General features: G+C 72.3%; 9 protein-coding genes. 3 read left to right on the forward strand and 6 right to left on the reverse strand.

Annotated features, from left to right (window positions below; all coding sequences use genetic code 11):
* Positions 1 to 39 precede the first annotated feature (39 nt).
* From cas8c to cas3, 3 genes are read right to left on the reverse strand one after another with little or no spacing between them, the layout of a single operon-like run.
* Complete coding sequence (gene cas8c, locus ACOJVX_RS14785) at positions 40 to 1,815, reverse strand: type I-C CRISPR-associated protein Cas8c/Csd1 (protein WP_422646849.1); 1,776 nt, start codon at positions 1,813 to 1,815, stop codon at positions 40 to 42.
* Positions 1,815 to 2,498 (reverse strand): type I-C CRISPR-associated protein Cas5c, encoded by a 684-nt coding sequence (gene cas5c, locus ACOJVX_RS14790; protein ID WP_422646850.1) that lies wholly within the window; start codon positions 2,496 to 2,498, stop codon positions 1,815 to 1,817. The genes cas8c and cas5c overlap by 1 nt, the downstream gene beginning before the upstream one ends.
* Positions 2,495 to 4,729, reverse strand: coding sequence for a CRISPR-associated helicase Cas3' (cas3, locus tag ACOJVX_RS14795; protein ID WP_418153788.1), 2,235 nt, complete (start codon positions 4,727 to 4,729; stop codon positions 2,495 to 2,497). Before cas3 ends, cas5c begins: the two co-directional genes overlap by 4 nt.
* A 484-nt stretch (positions 4,730 to 5,213) precedes the next feature.
* Here cas3 and ACOJVX_RS14800 point away from each other — a divergent pair, with 484 nt between their 5' ends.
* Positions 5,214 to 5,771: a TIGR03086 family metal-binding protein gene (locus ACOJVX_RS14800; RefSeq protein ID WP_026420671.1), complete on the forward strand. Its 558-nt coding sequence runs from the start codon at positions 5,214 to 5,216 to the stop codon at positions 5,769 to 5,771.
* Between the two features lie 78 nt (positions 5,772 to 5,849).
* Here ACOJVX_RS14800 and ACOJVX_RS14805 read toward each other — a convergent pair whose 3' ends face one another.
* Positions 5,850 to 6,836, reverse strand: a complete 987-nt coding sequence (locus ACOJVX_RS14805; RefSeq protein ID WP_103057159.1) for a LacI family DNA-binding transcriptional regulator — start codon at positions 6,834 to 6,836, stop codon at positions 5,850 to 5,852.
* A 469-nt stretch (positions 6,837 to 7,305) separates the two neighbouring features.
* Here ACOJVX_RS14805 and ACOJVX_RS14810 point away from each other — a divergent pair, with 469 nt between their 5' ends.
* Positions 7,306 to 10,296 carry a family 43 glycosylhydrolase gene (locus ACOJVX_RS14810; protein ID WP_422646851.1) on the forward strand — a complete coding sequence of 997 codons (2,991 nt, stop codon included), beginning with the start codon at positions 7,306 to 7,308 and terminating at the stop codon, positions 10,294 to 10,296.
* A gap of 78 nt (positions 10,297 to 10,374) precedes the next feature.
* Positions 10,375 to 12,918, forward strand: a complete 2,544-nt coding sequence (locus ACOJVX_RS14815; RefSeq protein WP_418153786.1) for an alpha-L-arabinofuranosidase C-terminal domain-containing protein — start codon at positions 10,375 to 10,377, stop codon at positions 12,916 to 12,918.
* 133 nt (positions 12,919 to 13,051) lie between these two features.
* On the opposite strand, the gene ACOJVX_RS14820 is transcribed toward ACOJVX_RS14815, so the two are convergent.
* Together ACOJVX_RS14820 and ACOJVX_RS14825 are read right to left on the reverse strand one after the other, a co-directional pair.
* Complete coding sequence (locus ACOJVX_RS14820) at positions 13,052 to 13,558, reverse strand: GNAT family N-acetyltransferase (RefSeq protein WP_245588983.1); 507 nt, start codon at positions 13,556 to 13,558, stop codon at positions 13,052 to 13,054.
* A 195-nt stretch (positions 13,559 to 13,753) separates the two neighbouring features.
* Positions 13,754 to 16,246 carry a glycosyl hydrolase family 95 catalytic domain-containing protein gene (locus tag ACOJVX_RS14825; protein ID WP_422646852.1) on the reverse strand — a complete coding sequence of 831 codons (2,493 nt, stop codon included), beginning with the start codon at positions 16,244 to 16,246 and terminating at the stop codon, positions 13,754 to 13,756.
* Positions 16,247 to 16,563: the final 317 nt, after the last annotated feature.

The raw sequence follows: 16,563 nt of genomic DNA on the forward strand, positions 1-16,563 counted from the left end.
TTCGTCAGGTGGATCGGGGCCGGGTTGGGCTGGGAACGCTCAGGGAGTGTCGGGCTCGGCGTCGGGCCCGCCTTCCGCCTCCTTGTTCTTCTTCTCCAACGCGGCGAGCATCTCCTCGTCGTACCTGGCCTTCTGGTGGTAGTAGCCGAGGACGAAGCAGCTCTGCTGGGCGGTGGTGAAGCGGGCGGGGAGCGCCGCGGCCTCAAGCAGCGTGGTCATCCTGGCCAGCTCCCGGTCGAGGCGCACCGACAGGCCGCGTTTGGTCTTGTCGCGCCACAACTTCTTCAACCAGGGCTGCGCCTCCCGCAAGCCGGTTGTTACCGCCTGGTCCGGCTTGCTCAGGGCACCGGCGAAGTGGCGGTCGGCGAAGCTGGTGTTGACATCGCCCAACGCGGTGCGCTGGATGCGCTGGAGGAGGGTGAAGATCCGCCCGCACAGGTACGCGGGGTCGGTGTTGGTCTCGTCGAGACCGGGCATGACGTGGTCCTTTCCGTACTGGCGGACGAGGGAGAGGCGGAGCAGCGCCGCCCGGTAGGCGTCCACTCGTCCGTCGTTGGTGATGCGCGCCAGCAGGTGGTGGCGGAGTTCCGGGGGTGGTGGAGTGTTCCGCAACGCGGTCGCGACGAGCTGTCGGTGCAGCCGCTCGGGCCGGCGGGAGGACTTGCTGCCCATCTCGGCGTAGGCCTTGAGCTTGGGCTGCCACCGGCCAGTGGCCAGCACGAGCGTCCACAGCCGGAGGGGGCGGTCGTGGCCGCGTGCCCGGACGATCTCGATGTCCTCGAACCAGGACCTGATGTTCCGTTCGAGTTCGGGCAGGGGCATCTCGACCCAGTCCCGCACCATGATGCGGGCGATGTTGCCGCTGACGGTGAGGGCGTGGAAGCGGGTCAGGTCCTTCCCCCCGTTGGCGACCGCCTTCCCCTCGTGTGGGGAGGTGAGGAGCCGGGAGACGGCGCTCGGGTCGGGTTGTTCGAGCTGGGCCATCCAGTCGGTCTCGGGTGGGCCGCTGTACCACCAGGCGAGTTTGCTGTCCTGTCGGGCGTAGCTGGAGGTGTGGTCGCTGGAGAGCACGGCCACCAGCCCGGTGGTCATGCTGTCGGCGCACACCATGCACAGCGGGGTGTGGGTGAGGCCGGTCGTCAGCTGGTAGCCGAAGACCCGTTCGTTGACGCTGACCAGGGCGGCGTCGTTGGAGGCGCCGGGGACGAGCTTCTTCGGCACCTTGCCGGGGACGGTGTCGACCAGCGGAGCGACGGTGCCGCAGGACAGGCACAGCCCGGTGGCGGCGCCACCGGCCTTGCGCCGGGCGACTTCGGTGGACCAGTACGGCACCACTGAGGACGCCTCGGTGGCCGGGACACCGTCGACGACGAGCAATACGCCCTGCTTGGACGTCCAGCCCTCTGGTTCCGCGACCCGGTGCGGCCCGTTCTGCTGGTAGAAGGCGGCCACCGCCTGGGCGAGGGTGTCGTCCTGGGCCGCCGGGTCGGCGGCCCAGCGGGTGACCAGGTCGACGAAGGCCGCGTGGCAGCTCGCGGCCCGTTCGGGTTTCGTCTTCTCGTCGGCCCAGCCGAGCACGTACTGGATGTCGTCGGCCGCGAGGTTCGGGGAGATGCCCACGGTGCGGACGACGGCGGGGACCTGGCGGCTCACCCCCCGCCCCGGCCTCGTCGCCGCCGGGTCGGTGACCCGGGTGAGGAGAGGTGGGCGGCCGGCGGTGCTGATCTCCAGTTGCCAGTGCAGCTCCCGTTCCCGGTGGAACGGCTTGCTCGTCCCCTGGCGCTGGGCATGGTCGACCAGGCGTTTGACCAGCATCAGGCACCTCCGCCCACGCCGACCGGGGTGGCCCGGGGCACCGCCACCCCGGAGGGCGGGACGTTCATCCGTCCCCGTACGACCTCGGCGTGGAACCAGTGCGCCGTGGGGGGTTCGGTGGAGTGGTCGATGCTGTGGATCATGAGCCCGAGGTCCTCGGTGTAGGTCTCGACGGCGGGGGTGTCGTCGGGCAGGCCGAAGTAGGCGGAGAACTCGCGGGTGCCCAGGTAGGGCTGGTGGAAGCAGGCTCCCCGCCGCACTCGGCGCCGGAACTGGTCGCGGTAGGCCTCCGCCCGGTGGGTGGCGTGCGGTCGGAGTTCGACCTGGGCGTGGATGCGGTAGGCGACGTCCTTCAGGCACAGCGCGAAGCGTTGGACCCGGTGGGCGGCGGTGTCGACGCGGCGCTCACCCTTCGCGGCCTCCGCCAACGGCGGCAGGTCGCTGGTCTCGTTGCGGCGCTGGGTGAACTGCCGGACCGGGCGCAGCACCTCGATCGCCGTCACCCGCCAGTCGAACTCCGGTTTCCAGAAGATCGCCTCCAGCACGCCCACGGCCGCGCTGGGCGTCATCACCGGGTAGGTGACCCGTTCGACCTTGAGTTCGGGGCGGGTGAACAGGGCCGCGTCGCCCCACACCTGCACCACCACCGGGTCCCACTCCTCGCGCGGGGAACTCGGTTTCACCACACTTCCTCCTGAACGATGTCGGTCGTGTCGATGCCGTACGCCTCGTGGTAGTCGCCAGCCCATTCGTGCAGGTCGCCGACGACGGGACGGCAGATCGCTCGGATGTCGGGGCGGTTCAGCAACGCCCGGGGCAGTGGGACCACATAGGGTTGAACCGCGCGGAAGTCCTGGGGGGTCGGGTTCGCCGACGAGCGCAGGCGTTCCACCAGGCGCGGTCCCTCTCCCTTGTGGTCCTTGTTCTTGCCGTGGAAGTCGACGACGACGGGGACGGTGTCCTCGTCGATCATGCGGAACGCGAGTTCCCGGTCCCTGGCCGTCCCAGCGCCGCCCGCGTCGAGAAGCGGGCCCTCGGCCACCGACTGGTAGTCGAACGCGGCCCGCCCGCGCTGGACGGCGTTCGCGCGGCGGTTCTCGGTCAGGTTCAGCGCCGAGTACACGCCCCGGTAGTAGCGGTCGAGCGCGTCCAGCCGGTCGGGGTCCTGGCCCGCCCAGAAGTGGACGCTGGTCTGTTCGGCGAGGGCCCGGTACTCGGCGCCGGGATAGCCGCCGTCCTCGGGGACGACGATGACGACCCGGCCGCCCTCCCGGCCCAAGGTGCCCTCCCGGTTGGCGCGGCCGGCGGCCTGTTGGACGGCGTCGGCGCCGGCGAGCACGCGGTAGACGACCGGGAAGTCGATGTCGACGCCGGCCTCGATGAGCTGGGTGGAGACCAGGAGGACGGGCTCGTCGGCGTCCAGGCGGCGGTTGGCTTCGTGGAGCACCTGCTGCCGGTGGGCCCCGCACATCCGGGCCGACAGGTGCAGGACGTGCGGGGACGTCTCGTCGGGGTTGGCGTGCCGGTAGACGGTGCGGGCGTTGCCCGTGGTGTTGACGACCACGAGGCACTGCCGTTCGTCGAGGGCTGCCTCGGCGACCTCGGCCAGGGTGGGGCGGGGGTCGCACCACCACTCGTAGCGGACCCTGCGGAGGTCGTCGAAGAGCCGTGTGGGGTCGGGGACGATGTCGGTGACCGGGAAGTCCTTCCACACGGGCAACGATTGGAAGGCCGGTTGGGTGGCGGAACTGAGCACCACCGTGGTGCCGAACTCCTCGGCGAGGACCCGCAGCACGTCGAGGATCGGGGTGAGCAGGCTCAGCGGGAGGGCCTGGACCTCGTCGAGGACGATGACCGAGTTCGCCAGGCGGTGGAGTTTGCGGGACCGCTGGGGTTTGCGGCCGAACAGCGAGTCGAACAGCTGGACGGTGGTGGTCACGATGAAGTCGGCGTCCCAGTTCTCCGCCGCCGGCCGGTACCAGCGGGGCGCGGTGTCCAGGTCCACCGAGGAGTGGTGTTCGAGCACCACATCGGCGCCGAGCAGCTCCCGGTATTGGCCCGCGTTCTGCTCGGTGATCGTGGTGAACGGGACGGCGACGATGACCCGCGACTTGCCGTGCAGGGCGGCGTGCCGCAGGGCGAAGGCCCCGGCGGCCATCGTCTTGGCCGACCCGGTGGGTGCGGCCATCCTGAACAGGCCGCCGGGCCGCTCGGCGGCGCGCACCGCGTACTGGTAGACCTGTTCGCGGGCCGTGTCGACGACCGGGTCGGCGCGTTTCCCGCTCGCGGCGCGCTTCGCGAGGACGTTCACCCGTTCCTGGTCGTACCGTTTCCAGAGCTGTTCCATGTCGGGGGCGGGCCGGACCGTGAACTCGGTCCCCGCCCTGTGCGCGCCGGTGTCGAGGCGGTCGGCGTCGACGAGCGCGGAGAACACCAGGCGAATGCCGACCTCGGCGGTGGACTGGCAACGGCGCCAGTTTTCGGGGATGAGGTTGCCGCCGGAGAGGAAGTCCTTGGCTTCGGGTACCGCGTCGAGGAAACGACGCAGGGTTTCCGGGTCCTCGGCGGGTAAGTCGGGCAGGTCGGACAGGTCCGATGGCCGCGTGAGGCCGCCGTGGTGGCCGAGCACCGCGAGGGCGGCGACGTGGGCGGGGCCGCGCAGGGCCACCGCGCCGAACTCCTTGTGCGGGACCCCGGTCCGGCGGTCCTGCCCCTCCACCGCCAGCAGGGCTTCCTGCCAGGAGCAGCTGGCCTTCCCCGCGTCGTGGAAGAGCCCCAGGGCTCGGGCCAGCGGCGCGGCGCCGAAGGGCTCGGCGAAGCGTGCCGCGAGCTCACCGGTTGAGATCAGGTGGTCCCGCAGGGTGTGCCGTTCGCCCTTGTCGTTGCGACTGTGCGCCCATAGTTGATTCATCACGAATTTCCTGTCGGGGCAGCTCTCGTTGAGGTCGGCGCGACTTTAGAGTTCGCGCCCGACAGAAAAGACATCCGCTGCGATATTTTCACCTGAACAGAGCAAGGCAGGACAGACCATCGGCACTACCTCGCACCTGGTCGGTGATTCGCCGTCCACTCTTTCGCACTAGTATCTTGATCACACAACGAGCGATTCTTCATCAGCCATTCACCCGGATCGCACCATGTTTATCCGGTGGGGTGAAGTTCTCCCGACGCGAAGCCGACCCGCCTTCGCGGGTGGCGGCAGGGAACGCCGCGTGGGGTTGACGCGATCCGCCCCACGGGGTGCGGGCTGGCCGCCGCCCGGCCACTGGCCCCACCGGCCCGCCCGGTTCAACGGTGGCGCGACCCTCCCGCTCCACAAGACCACTGCCCGGCAGGGCCCCCAGCACCGTGGTGGCCGTGGGTGATCAGCCTCGTGGTGCGGCAGGGAGAATCGCCGCATGAGCAACGACAACACCACCGGGGGCCTGTACCGGCGACTCGCCGCCACCTTCACCGAGCGGGTTCGTGCCGTGCCGGCGAGCGGCTGGGAGTCGCAGTCGCCGTGCGTCGGGTGGACGGCGCGGGACGTGCTCGCGCACGTGGTGGACACGCAGAACTCGGTGCTGCGCAAGGTGGGCATCCAGGTCCCGGCCGGGCCCACCGTGGAGACCGCGCCGCTCGGCGCCTGGGAGCACACGCGGGACGCGGTGCAGGACGTGCTGGACGACCCGATGCGGGCCAACCGCGCCCATGACACGCCGTTCGGGCGGAGCACGCTGGCGGCGACGATCGGGGCGTTCTACTGCTTTGACCTGGTGGTGCACGCCTGGGACATCGCGAAGGCCACCGGGGGGAACACCACGATCCCTCCGGAGAACCTGGAGATGGTGGCCGGTTTCATGGAGCGGATGGGCGACACCCTCTACTCGGAGGGGGTGTGCCAGCCGCCGGTGCCGGTGGTGGGCGAGGTGAACGAGCAGACCCGCATCCTGGCGCTCCTCGGCCGGACCGCCTGAGCCGGGCGCGGGGCGAATTGACAGGACCAGCCGCCCCGGTGCGGGTCGTCTCAGCCCTCCCCGGGCCGCCGCCAGCCGCTACCCGGGTGGTGCGGTGACGCTGTCCCGCCGGACGAGGGCCGGTTCCCGCGTCCGCCGCGCCACGCTGACCTCTCCGTCCTCGATCTGGGCCAGGAGGAGCCCGAGCGCGTCCCCGGCGACCGCGTCGAAGTCGGGGCGGACGGTGGTCAGCGGCGGGGTGAAGTAGGCGGCCTCCGGGACGTCGTCGAAGCCGACGATGCTGACGTCGGTGGGCACCCGGCGGCCGCGTTCGTGCATCGCGCGGAGGACGCCGAGCGCGAGGTGGTCGTTGGCGGCGAAGACGGCCGTCACCTCGGGCATCCGGGCGAGCGCCTGGCCGGCGTGGTAGCCGGCTGCGGCGCTCCAGTCGGCGGCCACCACGGGCGGCACCTCCGCGCCGCTCCGTTCCAGGGCACGCCGCCAGCCCTCGACGCGGCCGGCGCTGTCGAACCAGTCCGGTGGGCCGGAGACGTGCCAGACGGTGCGGTGTCCGATGTCGAGCAGGTGGCGGGTGGCCTGGTGGGCGCCGGACACCTGGTCGACGGTGACGAGGGCGGTGGCCCGGTCGGGGTCGCCGTCGACGGTGACCAGGGGCACGTCGGTGGGGATGGCGGCCAGCGCCTCGCTGGCGGAGAGGGTGGGGGCGATGACGACGATGCCCGCCACCTGGTCGTCGCGGAGGCGGTCCACGGCGTCGAGGATGTTCGCGCGGTCCAGCGCCCTGACCCGGCGGACCCGCACGGCGAACCCGGCGGTGTCGGAGGCGAGTTCCAGCGCGGCGAGCAGCGAGGCCGGGCCGTAGAGGGTGCTGTGCTGCGCGACCACGCCGATGACCTGCGACCGGCCGGTGGCCAGCGCTCGGGCGGCGCGGTTGGGGCGGTAGCCGAGTTCGTCGATGGCGGCGCGGACGCGGAGCCGGGTCTGCTCGCGGACGTGGGGGTGTCCGTTGAGGACACGGGAGACGGTCTGGTGGGAGACGCCGGCGAGTCGGGCCACGTCGGTCATCGCGGGGTGCCGCGCCGGTCGTCCGCGCACGGGCGTGTCGTCCACTGGCAGCCTCGTCTCCGCTCGGAGCGCCACGTGATCATGCTAGCCCCGCGTGGCCGGTTCCGGCCGTGGCCCGGAGGGCTGACGCCGGGTGCGCGAACGGGTGGGGGTGGCGCCGCGCGGCCGGGGTGGGGCGGCGCTGCCCTGGGCTGCGGGCTGGCGTCGGTGCATGTGTCGCGGGTGGGCGGTGTGGAGGTGGCGGGGCGGTGCCCGTCCTCGCGCCGGGCTGGCTCGGGCGTCGTGGCGAGCACGTCCGTCAGGGCGAGGTGCCGGATGACGAGGTCCACGGCCGCCCGCTCGTCGCCGCCTGGGTGGCCTCTTGACCACAGGACGTCGCACTCCGTAACGTCCTCGTCACCGACTCTGTGTTAGCGCTCACATCCGTTGGTTCAGCCGCTCGCCGGGACTCGACACGAACGGGACAACGATGCCCCACGGACGACGCCCCCGCCCCGCCCGCCACCGACTCGCCGCACTGGTCGCCGCCGCCCTCACCCCGGCGCTGGTCGCGGCCTCCCTCTGGTCCGAAACCGCGACGGCGACGCCGCACCCGGCTCCCCCCGAGCCGGAAGCCGCGACCGAGCCCTACGCCGGCTACCTCTTCGCCTACTTCACCGGCGAGGGCCGGCCCGACGGTGAGCAGGTGTACTTCGCGCTCAGCCGGGGGAACGACCCGCTGCGCTGGGACGAACTCAACGACGGACAGCCCGTGCTGAGCTCCACGCTCGGCGACGAGGGGGTCCGGGACCCGTTCCTGATCCGCTCCCCCGAGGGCGACCGCTTCTACCTGATCGCCACCGACCTGCGCATCCACGGCAACGGGGACTGGGACGGCGCGCAGCGGCACGGCAGCCGCTCCATCATGGTGTGGGAGTCCACGGACCTGGTGAGCTGGTCCGAGCAGCGGTCGGTCGAGGTGTCGCCGCCCAACGCCGGCAACACCTGGGCCCCGAAGGCGCACTGGAGCGAGGAGCTGGACGCCTACGTGGTGTTCTGGGCGTCCAAGCTGTACGCCGAGGACGACCCGGACCACACCGGGACGAGCCACAACCGGATGATGTACGCCACGACCCGGGACTTCGTCTCCTTCAGCGAGGCCCAGGTGTGGCACGACCCGGGCCACTCGGTCATCGACTCGGCCGTCATCGAACACGAGGGCGTCTACCACCGGTTCACCAAGGACGAGCGCGACCCCGACTCCTCGTCGCCGTGCGCCAAGTTCCTGGTGGCCGAGCGGTCAACGGAACTGACCTCCACCTCCTGGGACTTCGTCGCCGACTGCGTCGGCCGGGCCAGCGAGGACTCCCCCGGCGTCGAGCGCGGCGAGGGGCCGGCGGTGTTCCGGGCGAACTCCGGGGACCGCTGGCACCTGTTCATCGACGAGTTCGGCGGCCGGGGGTACGTGCCCTTCGAGACCACGGACCTCGACTCCGGGCGCTGGACCATGTCCAGCGACTACCGCCTCCCGCCGGGCGCCCGGCACGGTTCGGTCATCCCCCTCACCCAGGCCGAGCACGACCGGCTCGCCGGCGGACCGGTGCCGCCCGTCGAGGCGGACGAGTCCGGGCTGGTGGCGCACTGGCCGTTGGACGGTGCCGCCGGTGAACCCGAGGCCGGGTCGCGGGCGGTCGACGTCTCCGGGCACGGCTACCACGGGACGCTTCACGGCGACGTGCGGTGGGTCGGGGACGCGCTGGAGTTCAGGGGCACCGACGGCCACGTCGCACTGCCCGACCACCTGCTGTCCGGGCTGGACGCGGTGACCGTGAGCGCCGACGTGTGGGTCGACCCGGCGCAGCCGACGCCCTACTTCCTCTACGGCTTCGGCAACACCGACCGGGCCGGGGTGGGCGACGGCTACCTCTTCGCCACCGGAGGCACCGAGGACAGCGGGCTACGCGCCGCGCTGGCCACCGGGGACTGGTCCACGGAGCAGCAGGTGGCGGCGGAGCGCGGTCTGCCCCGGGGCGGGTGGCGGCACCTGACGCACACGGTGGACGGCGGCACGGCCGTCCTCTACCTCGACGGGGTGCAGGTCGCCAGGAACGAGGGGATCACCATCCGCCCCGGTGACATCGGCGGCGGACGCACCACGGCCAACTACCTGGGGCGCTCGCAGTACTCCGCCGACCACCACCTCACCGGTCGGCTGCGGGACGTGCGGTTACACAACCGCGCCCTGAGCGCGGAGGAGGTCGCCGGGTTGTCCCGCAACGGCACCGTCATCCGAGGGGTGGATCTGCCGGAGTTGGCGGTGCCGGCGGTGATCGACCCGGTGGGTGCCACGGTGACGCTGCCGGTGGAGCCGGGGACCCGGCGCCAGTGGCTGTCGCCGGTCCTCGAGCTGGCTCCGGGGGCGCGCGTCTCCCCGGACGGGCGGCGTCGGGTGGACCTGCGGGAACCGCTGACCTACACGGTGACCTCGCCCTCGGGGGCGAGTCGGGACTGGACGGTGGTGGCCCGGGAGCTGCGGACCCCGGTGCTGCCCGGCTACCACGCCGATCCCGACATCGCGGTGTTCGGCGACACCTACTACCTGTACCCGACCACGGACGGCTTCCCGGGGTGGGGTTCCACGACGTTCAGCGTGTTCTCCTCGAAGGACCTGGTGAACTGGACCGACCACGGCGTGATCCTCGACCTGGGGACCGACGTGCCCTGGGCCGACCGCAACGCGTGGGCGCCGACGATCGCCGAACGCGACGGCCGCTACTACTTCTACTTCACGGCCGCGCAGCAGGTCGGGGTCGCCGTCGCGGACTCCCCGCTGGGCCCGTTCGAGGACGTGGGGGCTCCGCTGGTGTCGGCGAACCCGGGTGGGGTGGGCCAGGCCATCGATCCGGCGGCCTTCGTCGACGAGGACGGGCAGGCCTACCTGTACTGGGGCAACGGCGCGCCGTTCGTGGTGCCGTTGAACGAGGACATGGTGTCCTTCGACCCCTCCTCGGTGCGCCGGCTGTCGGGCCTGGACGAATTCCGGGAGGGGCTGTTCGTGGTGCGGCGGGGGGACACCTACCACCTGACCTACTCCATCGACGACACCCGCAGCCCCGACTACCGGGTGGGGTACGCGACGGCGGACAGCCCACTGGGGCCGTTCACCAGCCACGGCGTGATCCTGAGCGGGGACCCGGCGCAGGGGATCCTCGGGACGGGGCACAACTCGGTGCTGCGGGTCCCCGGTACCGACGACTGGTACATCGCCTACCACCGGTTCGCGGTTCCCGACGGCGACGGCACGCACCGGGAGACGACGCTGGACCGCCTCACCTTCGGCGCGGACGGCCTGGCTGAGCCGGTGGTCCCGACGCTGGAGGGGGTGGCGCCGCACCCCGTTCCGGTGCCGTCGGTGGCCACCCCGCTCGACCTCCCTGGTTGCGCCGGGACGCCGGGGCGCTGCGCGCCGGACGACGACTGAGCCCTCCCCGTGCCGACCGGTCCGTGCGCGGACCGGCGGTGCGGGCTGCCCTCCTCCTCCAACCCCTTGGGAGCACGCATGGCACGAGCACGCCGACATCTACCCCTGGCGCTGTGCGCCGCCGTCGCGGCGGCCACGGTGATCACGGTTCCCCTCGACGCCGAGGCCCAGGACGCGACCGACTACACGTTGCGGGTGGATCCGCGCGGGGACGGCCCGGAGATCGCCGACCACATGTACGGGATCTTCTACGAGGACATCAACCGGGCCGCCGACGGCGGGTTGTACGCGGAGCTGGTCCAGAACCGCTCCTTCGAGTACGACCCGGTGGACCACCCCTCCTACACGGGGTTGACCGCGTGGACCCCGGTCTCCCTGGCCGGCGGTGCTGGCACCGCCGAGGTGGTGGACGACGAGCACCGGATGAACGAACGCAACCGCCGCTACCTGCGGCTGGAGCTGGCTGGCGCCGGCGGGGCGGACGCCGCCTTCGGGGTCACCAACTCCGGGTACAACACGGGCATCGCGGTCCGCGAGGACGCCGGCTACGACTTCTCGGTGTGGGCGCGCACCGACGCCGCGGGCGGCACCCCGCTGACCGTCCGCCTCACCGACGCCGGTGGTGCCGCGCTGGCCGAGCCGCTGCGGCTGGAGGTCACCGGCGATGAGTGGACCCGGTACACGGGCACGGTGACGGCGGAGGCCGACAGCACCACGGGACGGTTGACCGTGGCCGGTGGCGGGACGGGCACCCTGCGGCTGGACATGGTGTCGCTCTTCCCGCAGGACACCTTCATGAACCGGCCCAACGGCCTGCGCCGCGACCTCGCGGAGAAGATCGCCGACCTGGAACCCGGTTTCCTGCGGTTCCCCGGCGGGTGCCTGGTGAACACCGGCAGCCACTACGGGTACGAGGGACCCGACTACCCCAGGGCCCGCTCCTACCAGTGGAAGGACACCGTGGGCCCGGTGGAGGAACGCGCCACCAACAAGAACTTCTGGGGCTACAACCAGTCCTACGGGCTCGGCTACTTCGAGTACTTCCAGTTCGCCGAGGACATCGGGGCGACCCCGCTGCCGGTGGTGCCGGCGCTGGTCACCGGTTGCGGGCAGAACCAGGCGACCGACGACCCCGAACTGCTGGCCCGGCACATCCAGGACACCCTCGACCTCGTCGAGTTCGCCAACGGGCCCGCCGACTCCGAGTGGGGGTCGCTGCGCGCGGAGATGGGGCACCCGGAGCCGTTCGGGATGACCCACCTGGCGGTGGGCAACGAGGAGAACCTGCCGGAGGAGTTCTTCGAACGTTTCGTCCAGTTCCGGGACGCGATCGAGGCGGAGTACCCGGAGATCGTGGTGGTCGGCAACTCCGGGCCCAGTTCGGCCGGCGCGACCTTCGACCGGTTGTGGGAGCTCAACCGCGAGGCCGGTGTGGAGATGGTCGACGAGCACTACTACAACAGCCCTCAATGGTTCCTGGAGAACAACGACCGCTACGACTCCTACGACCGGCAGGGCCCGGAGGTGTTCCTCGGCGAGTACGCCTCGCAGGACAACCGGTTCCGCAACTCGCTGGCCGAGGCGGCGTTCATGACCGGGTTGGAACGCAACGCCGACATCGTGCGGATGGCCTCCTACGCGCCGCTGCTGGCCAACGTGGACTACGTGCAGTGGAGCCCGGACCTGATCTGGTTCGACAACCACCGGTCCTGGGGGTCGACCAGTTACGAGACGCAGAAGCTGTTCATGACCAACGTCGGTGACCGGGTGGTGCCCAGCGAGGCCAGCGGCACCCCGGTGCTCACCGAACCGATCACCGGGGCGGTGGGGCTGTCGACCTGGGCCACCAGCGCCGCCTACGACGACGTCCGGGTGACCTCCGCCGACGGGGAGGTGCTGTTCGCCGACGACTTCTCGGCCGGGGACGGCCACTGGAGCCACCCGGGCGGCCGGGGCGAGTGGGCCGTCGAGGACGGCGCCTACGTGCAACGCGACACCTCGGCGGAGGACACCCTGGTGGTGGCCGGTGACCCGGAGTGGCGCGACTACGACCTGGAGGTGACCGCCACCAAACTCGCCGGTCAGGAGGGGTTCCTCATCGCGTTCGGCGTGCGGGACACCGGCAACCACTACTGGTGGAACCTGGGCGGGTGGAACAACACCACCTCGGCGGTGGAGCGGTCCGTGGACGGCGGCAAGTCGACGATGGTGGAGCGGCCGACGCGGATCGAGACCGGGCGGGAGTACGAGGCCCGGGTGGAGGTGCGGGGCCGGGAGGTGTCCCTGTTCCTCGACGGCGAGCTCTGGGGGTCCTTCACCGACGACCAGGTCGCCGAACCGTTCCGGCAGGTCGTCACCTACGACGAGCAGGCCGGTGAGCTGATCGTGAAGGTGGTGAACGCGCAGGCCTCGGCGGCGCGCACCGAGATCGACCTCGGCGGTGCCCCGGTGGGTCGGACGGCGAGGGTCACGACGCTGCGGGGTGATCCGGACGCGGTGAACACGGCGGAGGAGCAGCCGATCCGGCCCGAGGAGTCGGTGGTGCGCGGGGTGGGCCCGGAGTTCACGCACACCTTCCCGCCGCACTCGATCACGTTCCTGCGGATCCGGGCGAGGATCTGAACCGTCGCTGGTCCGCGCGGGTCCCGGTCCGGCTGGCGCTCCGCTGGCGTCAGCCGGGCCGGGTCCGAAAGCTGTCGGTGTGCCGGCGGCGTGGTGCGCGGTCATGGTGGGGGCGTCCGCGCCGGGTACCCGGTCAGGGCAGGGGGCGGGTGAGCCAGACCAGCTCACCGCGCCCGTCGTCGGGGTCAACGTGGTCGCGGTGGAAGCCGAGTTTGGCCAGCACGCGCAGGGAGGGCGCGTTCCAGGCGCGCACCGTCGACCACAGCCGGCCGCGACCGGTTGCGGTGGCCTGGGTGAGCACCGCCCGCCCCGCCTCCGTGGCGTAGCCGCGGCCGTGGGCCCGGCGGAACAGCTCGTAGGCGATCTCGGGTTCCTCGCGGGTGGCGCGTCCGACGATCAGGCCGCAGTAGCCGAGCAGGTCGTCCTGGCCGTGGAGGCGCACGGTGAGCAGTGCGAGACCGGTCCGGCGGGTGGTGTCGAGGAGGCGCCGGATGCGGTCGCGGCACTCCTCGACCCCGGGGGTGCCCGTTCCGCGTTCGGTGATGAGCGCCCGGTACTCCTCGGCGTCTCCCTCCGCCCAGGGGCGCAGGGAGAGGCGGTCGGTCTCCAGGTGCGTGGCCATCGGCGGGTAGTCGTCCACGGCGGCACGCTACCGACTTCGGGGCGGGTGCCGAACCTCCGTCGTGGGCGGATCGACGCCGGATCGGGGGCGGGCGGGCGCCGGGAGTGGTCGCCGTGGTCGCCGTGGTGGGGTGGTGGCCCCGGGTTTCGCCGGGCATCCCCGCCGCGTGGGGTGGGGATGCCCGGCGCCGGGGAGCCCGTCGGACCGACGCCGTTAGGGCGCCGGGACGTCCTCGGCCGGGGTGACCTCGGTGCTCCGGCCCGCGACCAGGTCGATCACCACCTGTCCCTCCGGCCAGCGGACCAGGACGCGGCGGTCGGCGTCGCAGACCACGGCGGCCCGGACGAGTCGGCCGTCCCGCCAGGACGCCTCGACGGTGACCGCTCCCCTGGCCCGGAGCCCGGTGAACTCGCCGCTGCCCCAGGCGGCGGGCAGCGCGGGTAACAGGTCCACGACGGTCAGCTCCTCGGAGGTCAGGTGGGACTGGAGGAGGAGCTCGGCGACGCCGGCGGTGACACCGAGGTTCCCGTCGATCTGGAACGGGGGGTGCGCGCAGAACAGGTTCGGGTAGACGCCGCCGGGCACCGAGGTCGTCGGGGTGTCTGGGGCGTCCTCCCGCAGCGGGGTGAGGTAGCGGCGCAGCAGGTCCGCCGCCCCGGCGGCGTCCCGCAGGCGCGCGCGCAACGCGATCCGCCAGGCCAGTGCCCAGCCCGTCGAGTCGGGTCCCCGGCCGTCCAGCGTCCGCAGGGCGGCGGCGGCCAGGGTCGGGGTGCGTTCCGGGTCGATGCGGGTTCCCGGGAACACCCCGACCAGGTGGCTGGTGTGGCGGTGTCCCGGTTCGGCGTCGGTCACGTCGGTCGACCACTCGGCGAGGCGACCGTCGGGGCCGACGCGTTCGCCGGGCAGGCGCCGGAGGGCGGCGCGGGCCCGCCGGATCCAGTCCTGGTCCTCGGCGGTGGCCTCGTCGCCGAGGGCGGTGGCCATCCGCAGTCCGGCGGTGAGGATGTTGTGGATGAGACCCAGGTCGGAGGTGGTGGAGGTGGCGACGGCGGCGGACTCCCCGTCGCCGGCCAGGTAGCGGTTCTCCGGGGAGGTGGCCGGTGCGGTGCCGAGGGTGCCGTCGGGGTTCTCGACCAGCCAGGCCAGGACGAACTCGGTGGCGGATCGGACGAGGGGCCAGCCGGCGGTGGTGAGGAACTCCCGGTCCCTGGTGAAGTCGTAGTGGTCCCAGACCTGGAGGCACAGCCAGGCCGCGCCCAACGGCCAGAACGACCAGGCCGGGTCGTCGGCTCCCTCTCCGACGGCGTCGGCGAAGGCCCAGGCGTCGGAGTTGTGGTGCGCCGTCCAGCCGGGGAGGCCGTAGACGTGGCCCGCGACGCCGGTCCCCCGCCGCCGCAGGTGTTCCAGCCAGTCGAGGAGCGGTTGGTGGCATTCGGCGAGGTTGGTGACCTCGGCGGGCCAGTAGTTCATCTCCAGGTTGATGTTGGTGGTGTAGTTGGCGCGCCACGGCGGGGCGAGGTGGTCGTTCCAGATGCCCTGGAGGTTGCTGGGCAGTGAGCCGGGTCGGGAGGACGCGATCAGCAGGTAGCGGCCGAAGTGGAAGGCCAGGGTGGCCAGGCCGGGGTCCGGCTCCCCGGCCGCGTGCCGGCGCAGCCGCTCGTCGGTCGGGATGTCGGCGGAGTGGGTGGTGGGTTCCTCGTCCCCGCCGGAGGACGCGAGGCGCAGTCGGACCCGGTCGAACAGCCGGCGGTGGTCGCGGGAGTGGGCGTCGCGGAGGGCGGCGGGTCCCCCGTCGTCGCGCACCCGCCGCAGGTGCGCGTCGAGGCGTGCGTCCAGGTCGGACCGCAGGGTGTCGAGGTCCCCGTGCGGGCTGGTGGACGGGTCGACGTAGTCCGTCGCCGTGGCGAGCAGCAGCACCAGGTCGGTGGCGTCGCGCACCAGCAGGCCGTCACCGTCCACGGTGACGGTGCCGTCGGTGAGCAGCCGGGCTCCGACGAGCGCGGTGACCGTTCCGCCCTGTTCGGGGTAGCGGCGGGGATCGCCCGGGTCGTCCCCGCCCTGGAGGGGGCGGGACGGCATCGGCACGTGGGCGTCGGCTCCCGCGATGCCGGGCAGGTCGTGACCGTGGAACCGGACCGAGGCGGCCACGTGGGGGCTGTCGAGTGCCACCCGCGTGGTGTGGGGCGCGCTGGCGACGCGGTGCAGGACGAGGACCTGGTCGGCGGCGCTCGCCCACACCTCCTGGTGGTGCCGCACGACGTCCCGGGTGAAGTGGTGGCTGGCCAGTGCGTGCGCGAGGTCGAGACATCGGCCGTAGCTGCCCTGGTCGGGTTCGGGTAGGGGGCGTCCGGTCGGGTCGAGCTGGGTCAGCCGGACGTCGACCAGGGGCTGGTAGGCCTGGGTGTTGCCGAACTGGAGTTGGGACAGGGTGCGTTCGGCGTCCCGGACCTGGCCGGCGGCGAGGTGGGATCGGGCCTCGGCGAGCAGGGCCGGTCCGTCGCCCGAGGCGAGTTCCCGGCCGGTGCGCTGGTGGGGTGCCCCCGACCAGCAGGTGTCGTCGTTGATCTGGAGCCGCTCGGTCGCGGTCCCGCCGAAGACCATCGCGCCGAGTCGGCCGTTGCCGACCGGGAGCGCTTCTGTCCACCGGCGGGCGGGAGCGTCGTAGCGCAGTTCGGTATCCGCGGCCCTGTCGTGGTCACCGGACACGAGCACCTCCTGGTCGTGACAGCACGAGATCACCCCCCAGGCTGCCCAGTGGCGGCTCGGAACACCAGTGCCAGCGGCGAGGTGATCGCCCCGTTCGCCGCATTCGTCCGATTACCGGGACGTTCGCCGGGCCGAGGCCCGCTGGACCGATCCCCTCGGATCGTTCCGACGTGGGGGGCGAACGCCCGGGTGGCGGTAGGTGTTCCGGCGTGGGCACGGGGCGCTCGGGCGATGACCGTGCGCCGTCGCCCACGGCCCTCGCCGAGCGCTACGGGCTGCCGGGACACCTGGAGGTGCACCGGCACCCCCACCGCGCC

The organism is Actinoalloteichus caeruleus, assembly GCF_049311605.1.
Classification (GTDB): Bacteria; Actinomycetota; Actinomycetes; order Mycobacteriales; family Pseudonocardiaceae; genus Actinoalloteichus_B; species Actinoalloteichus_B caeruleus.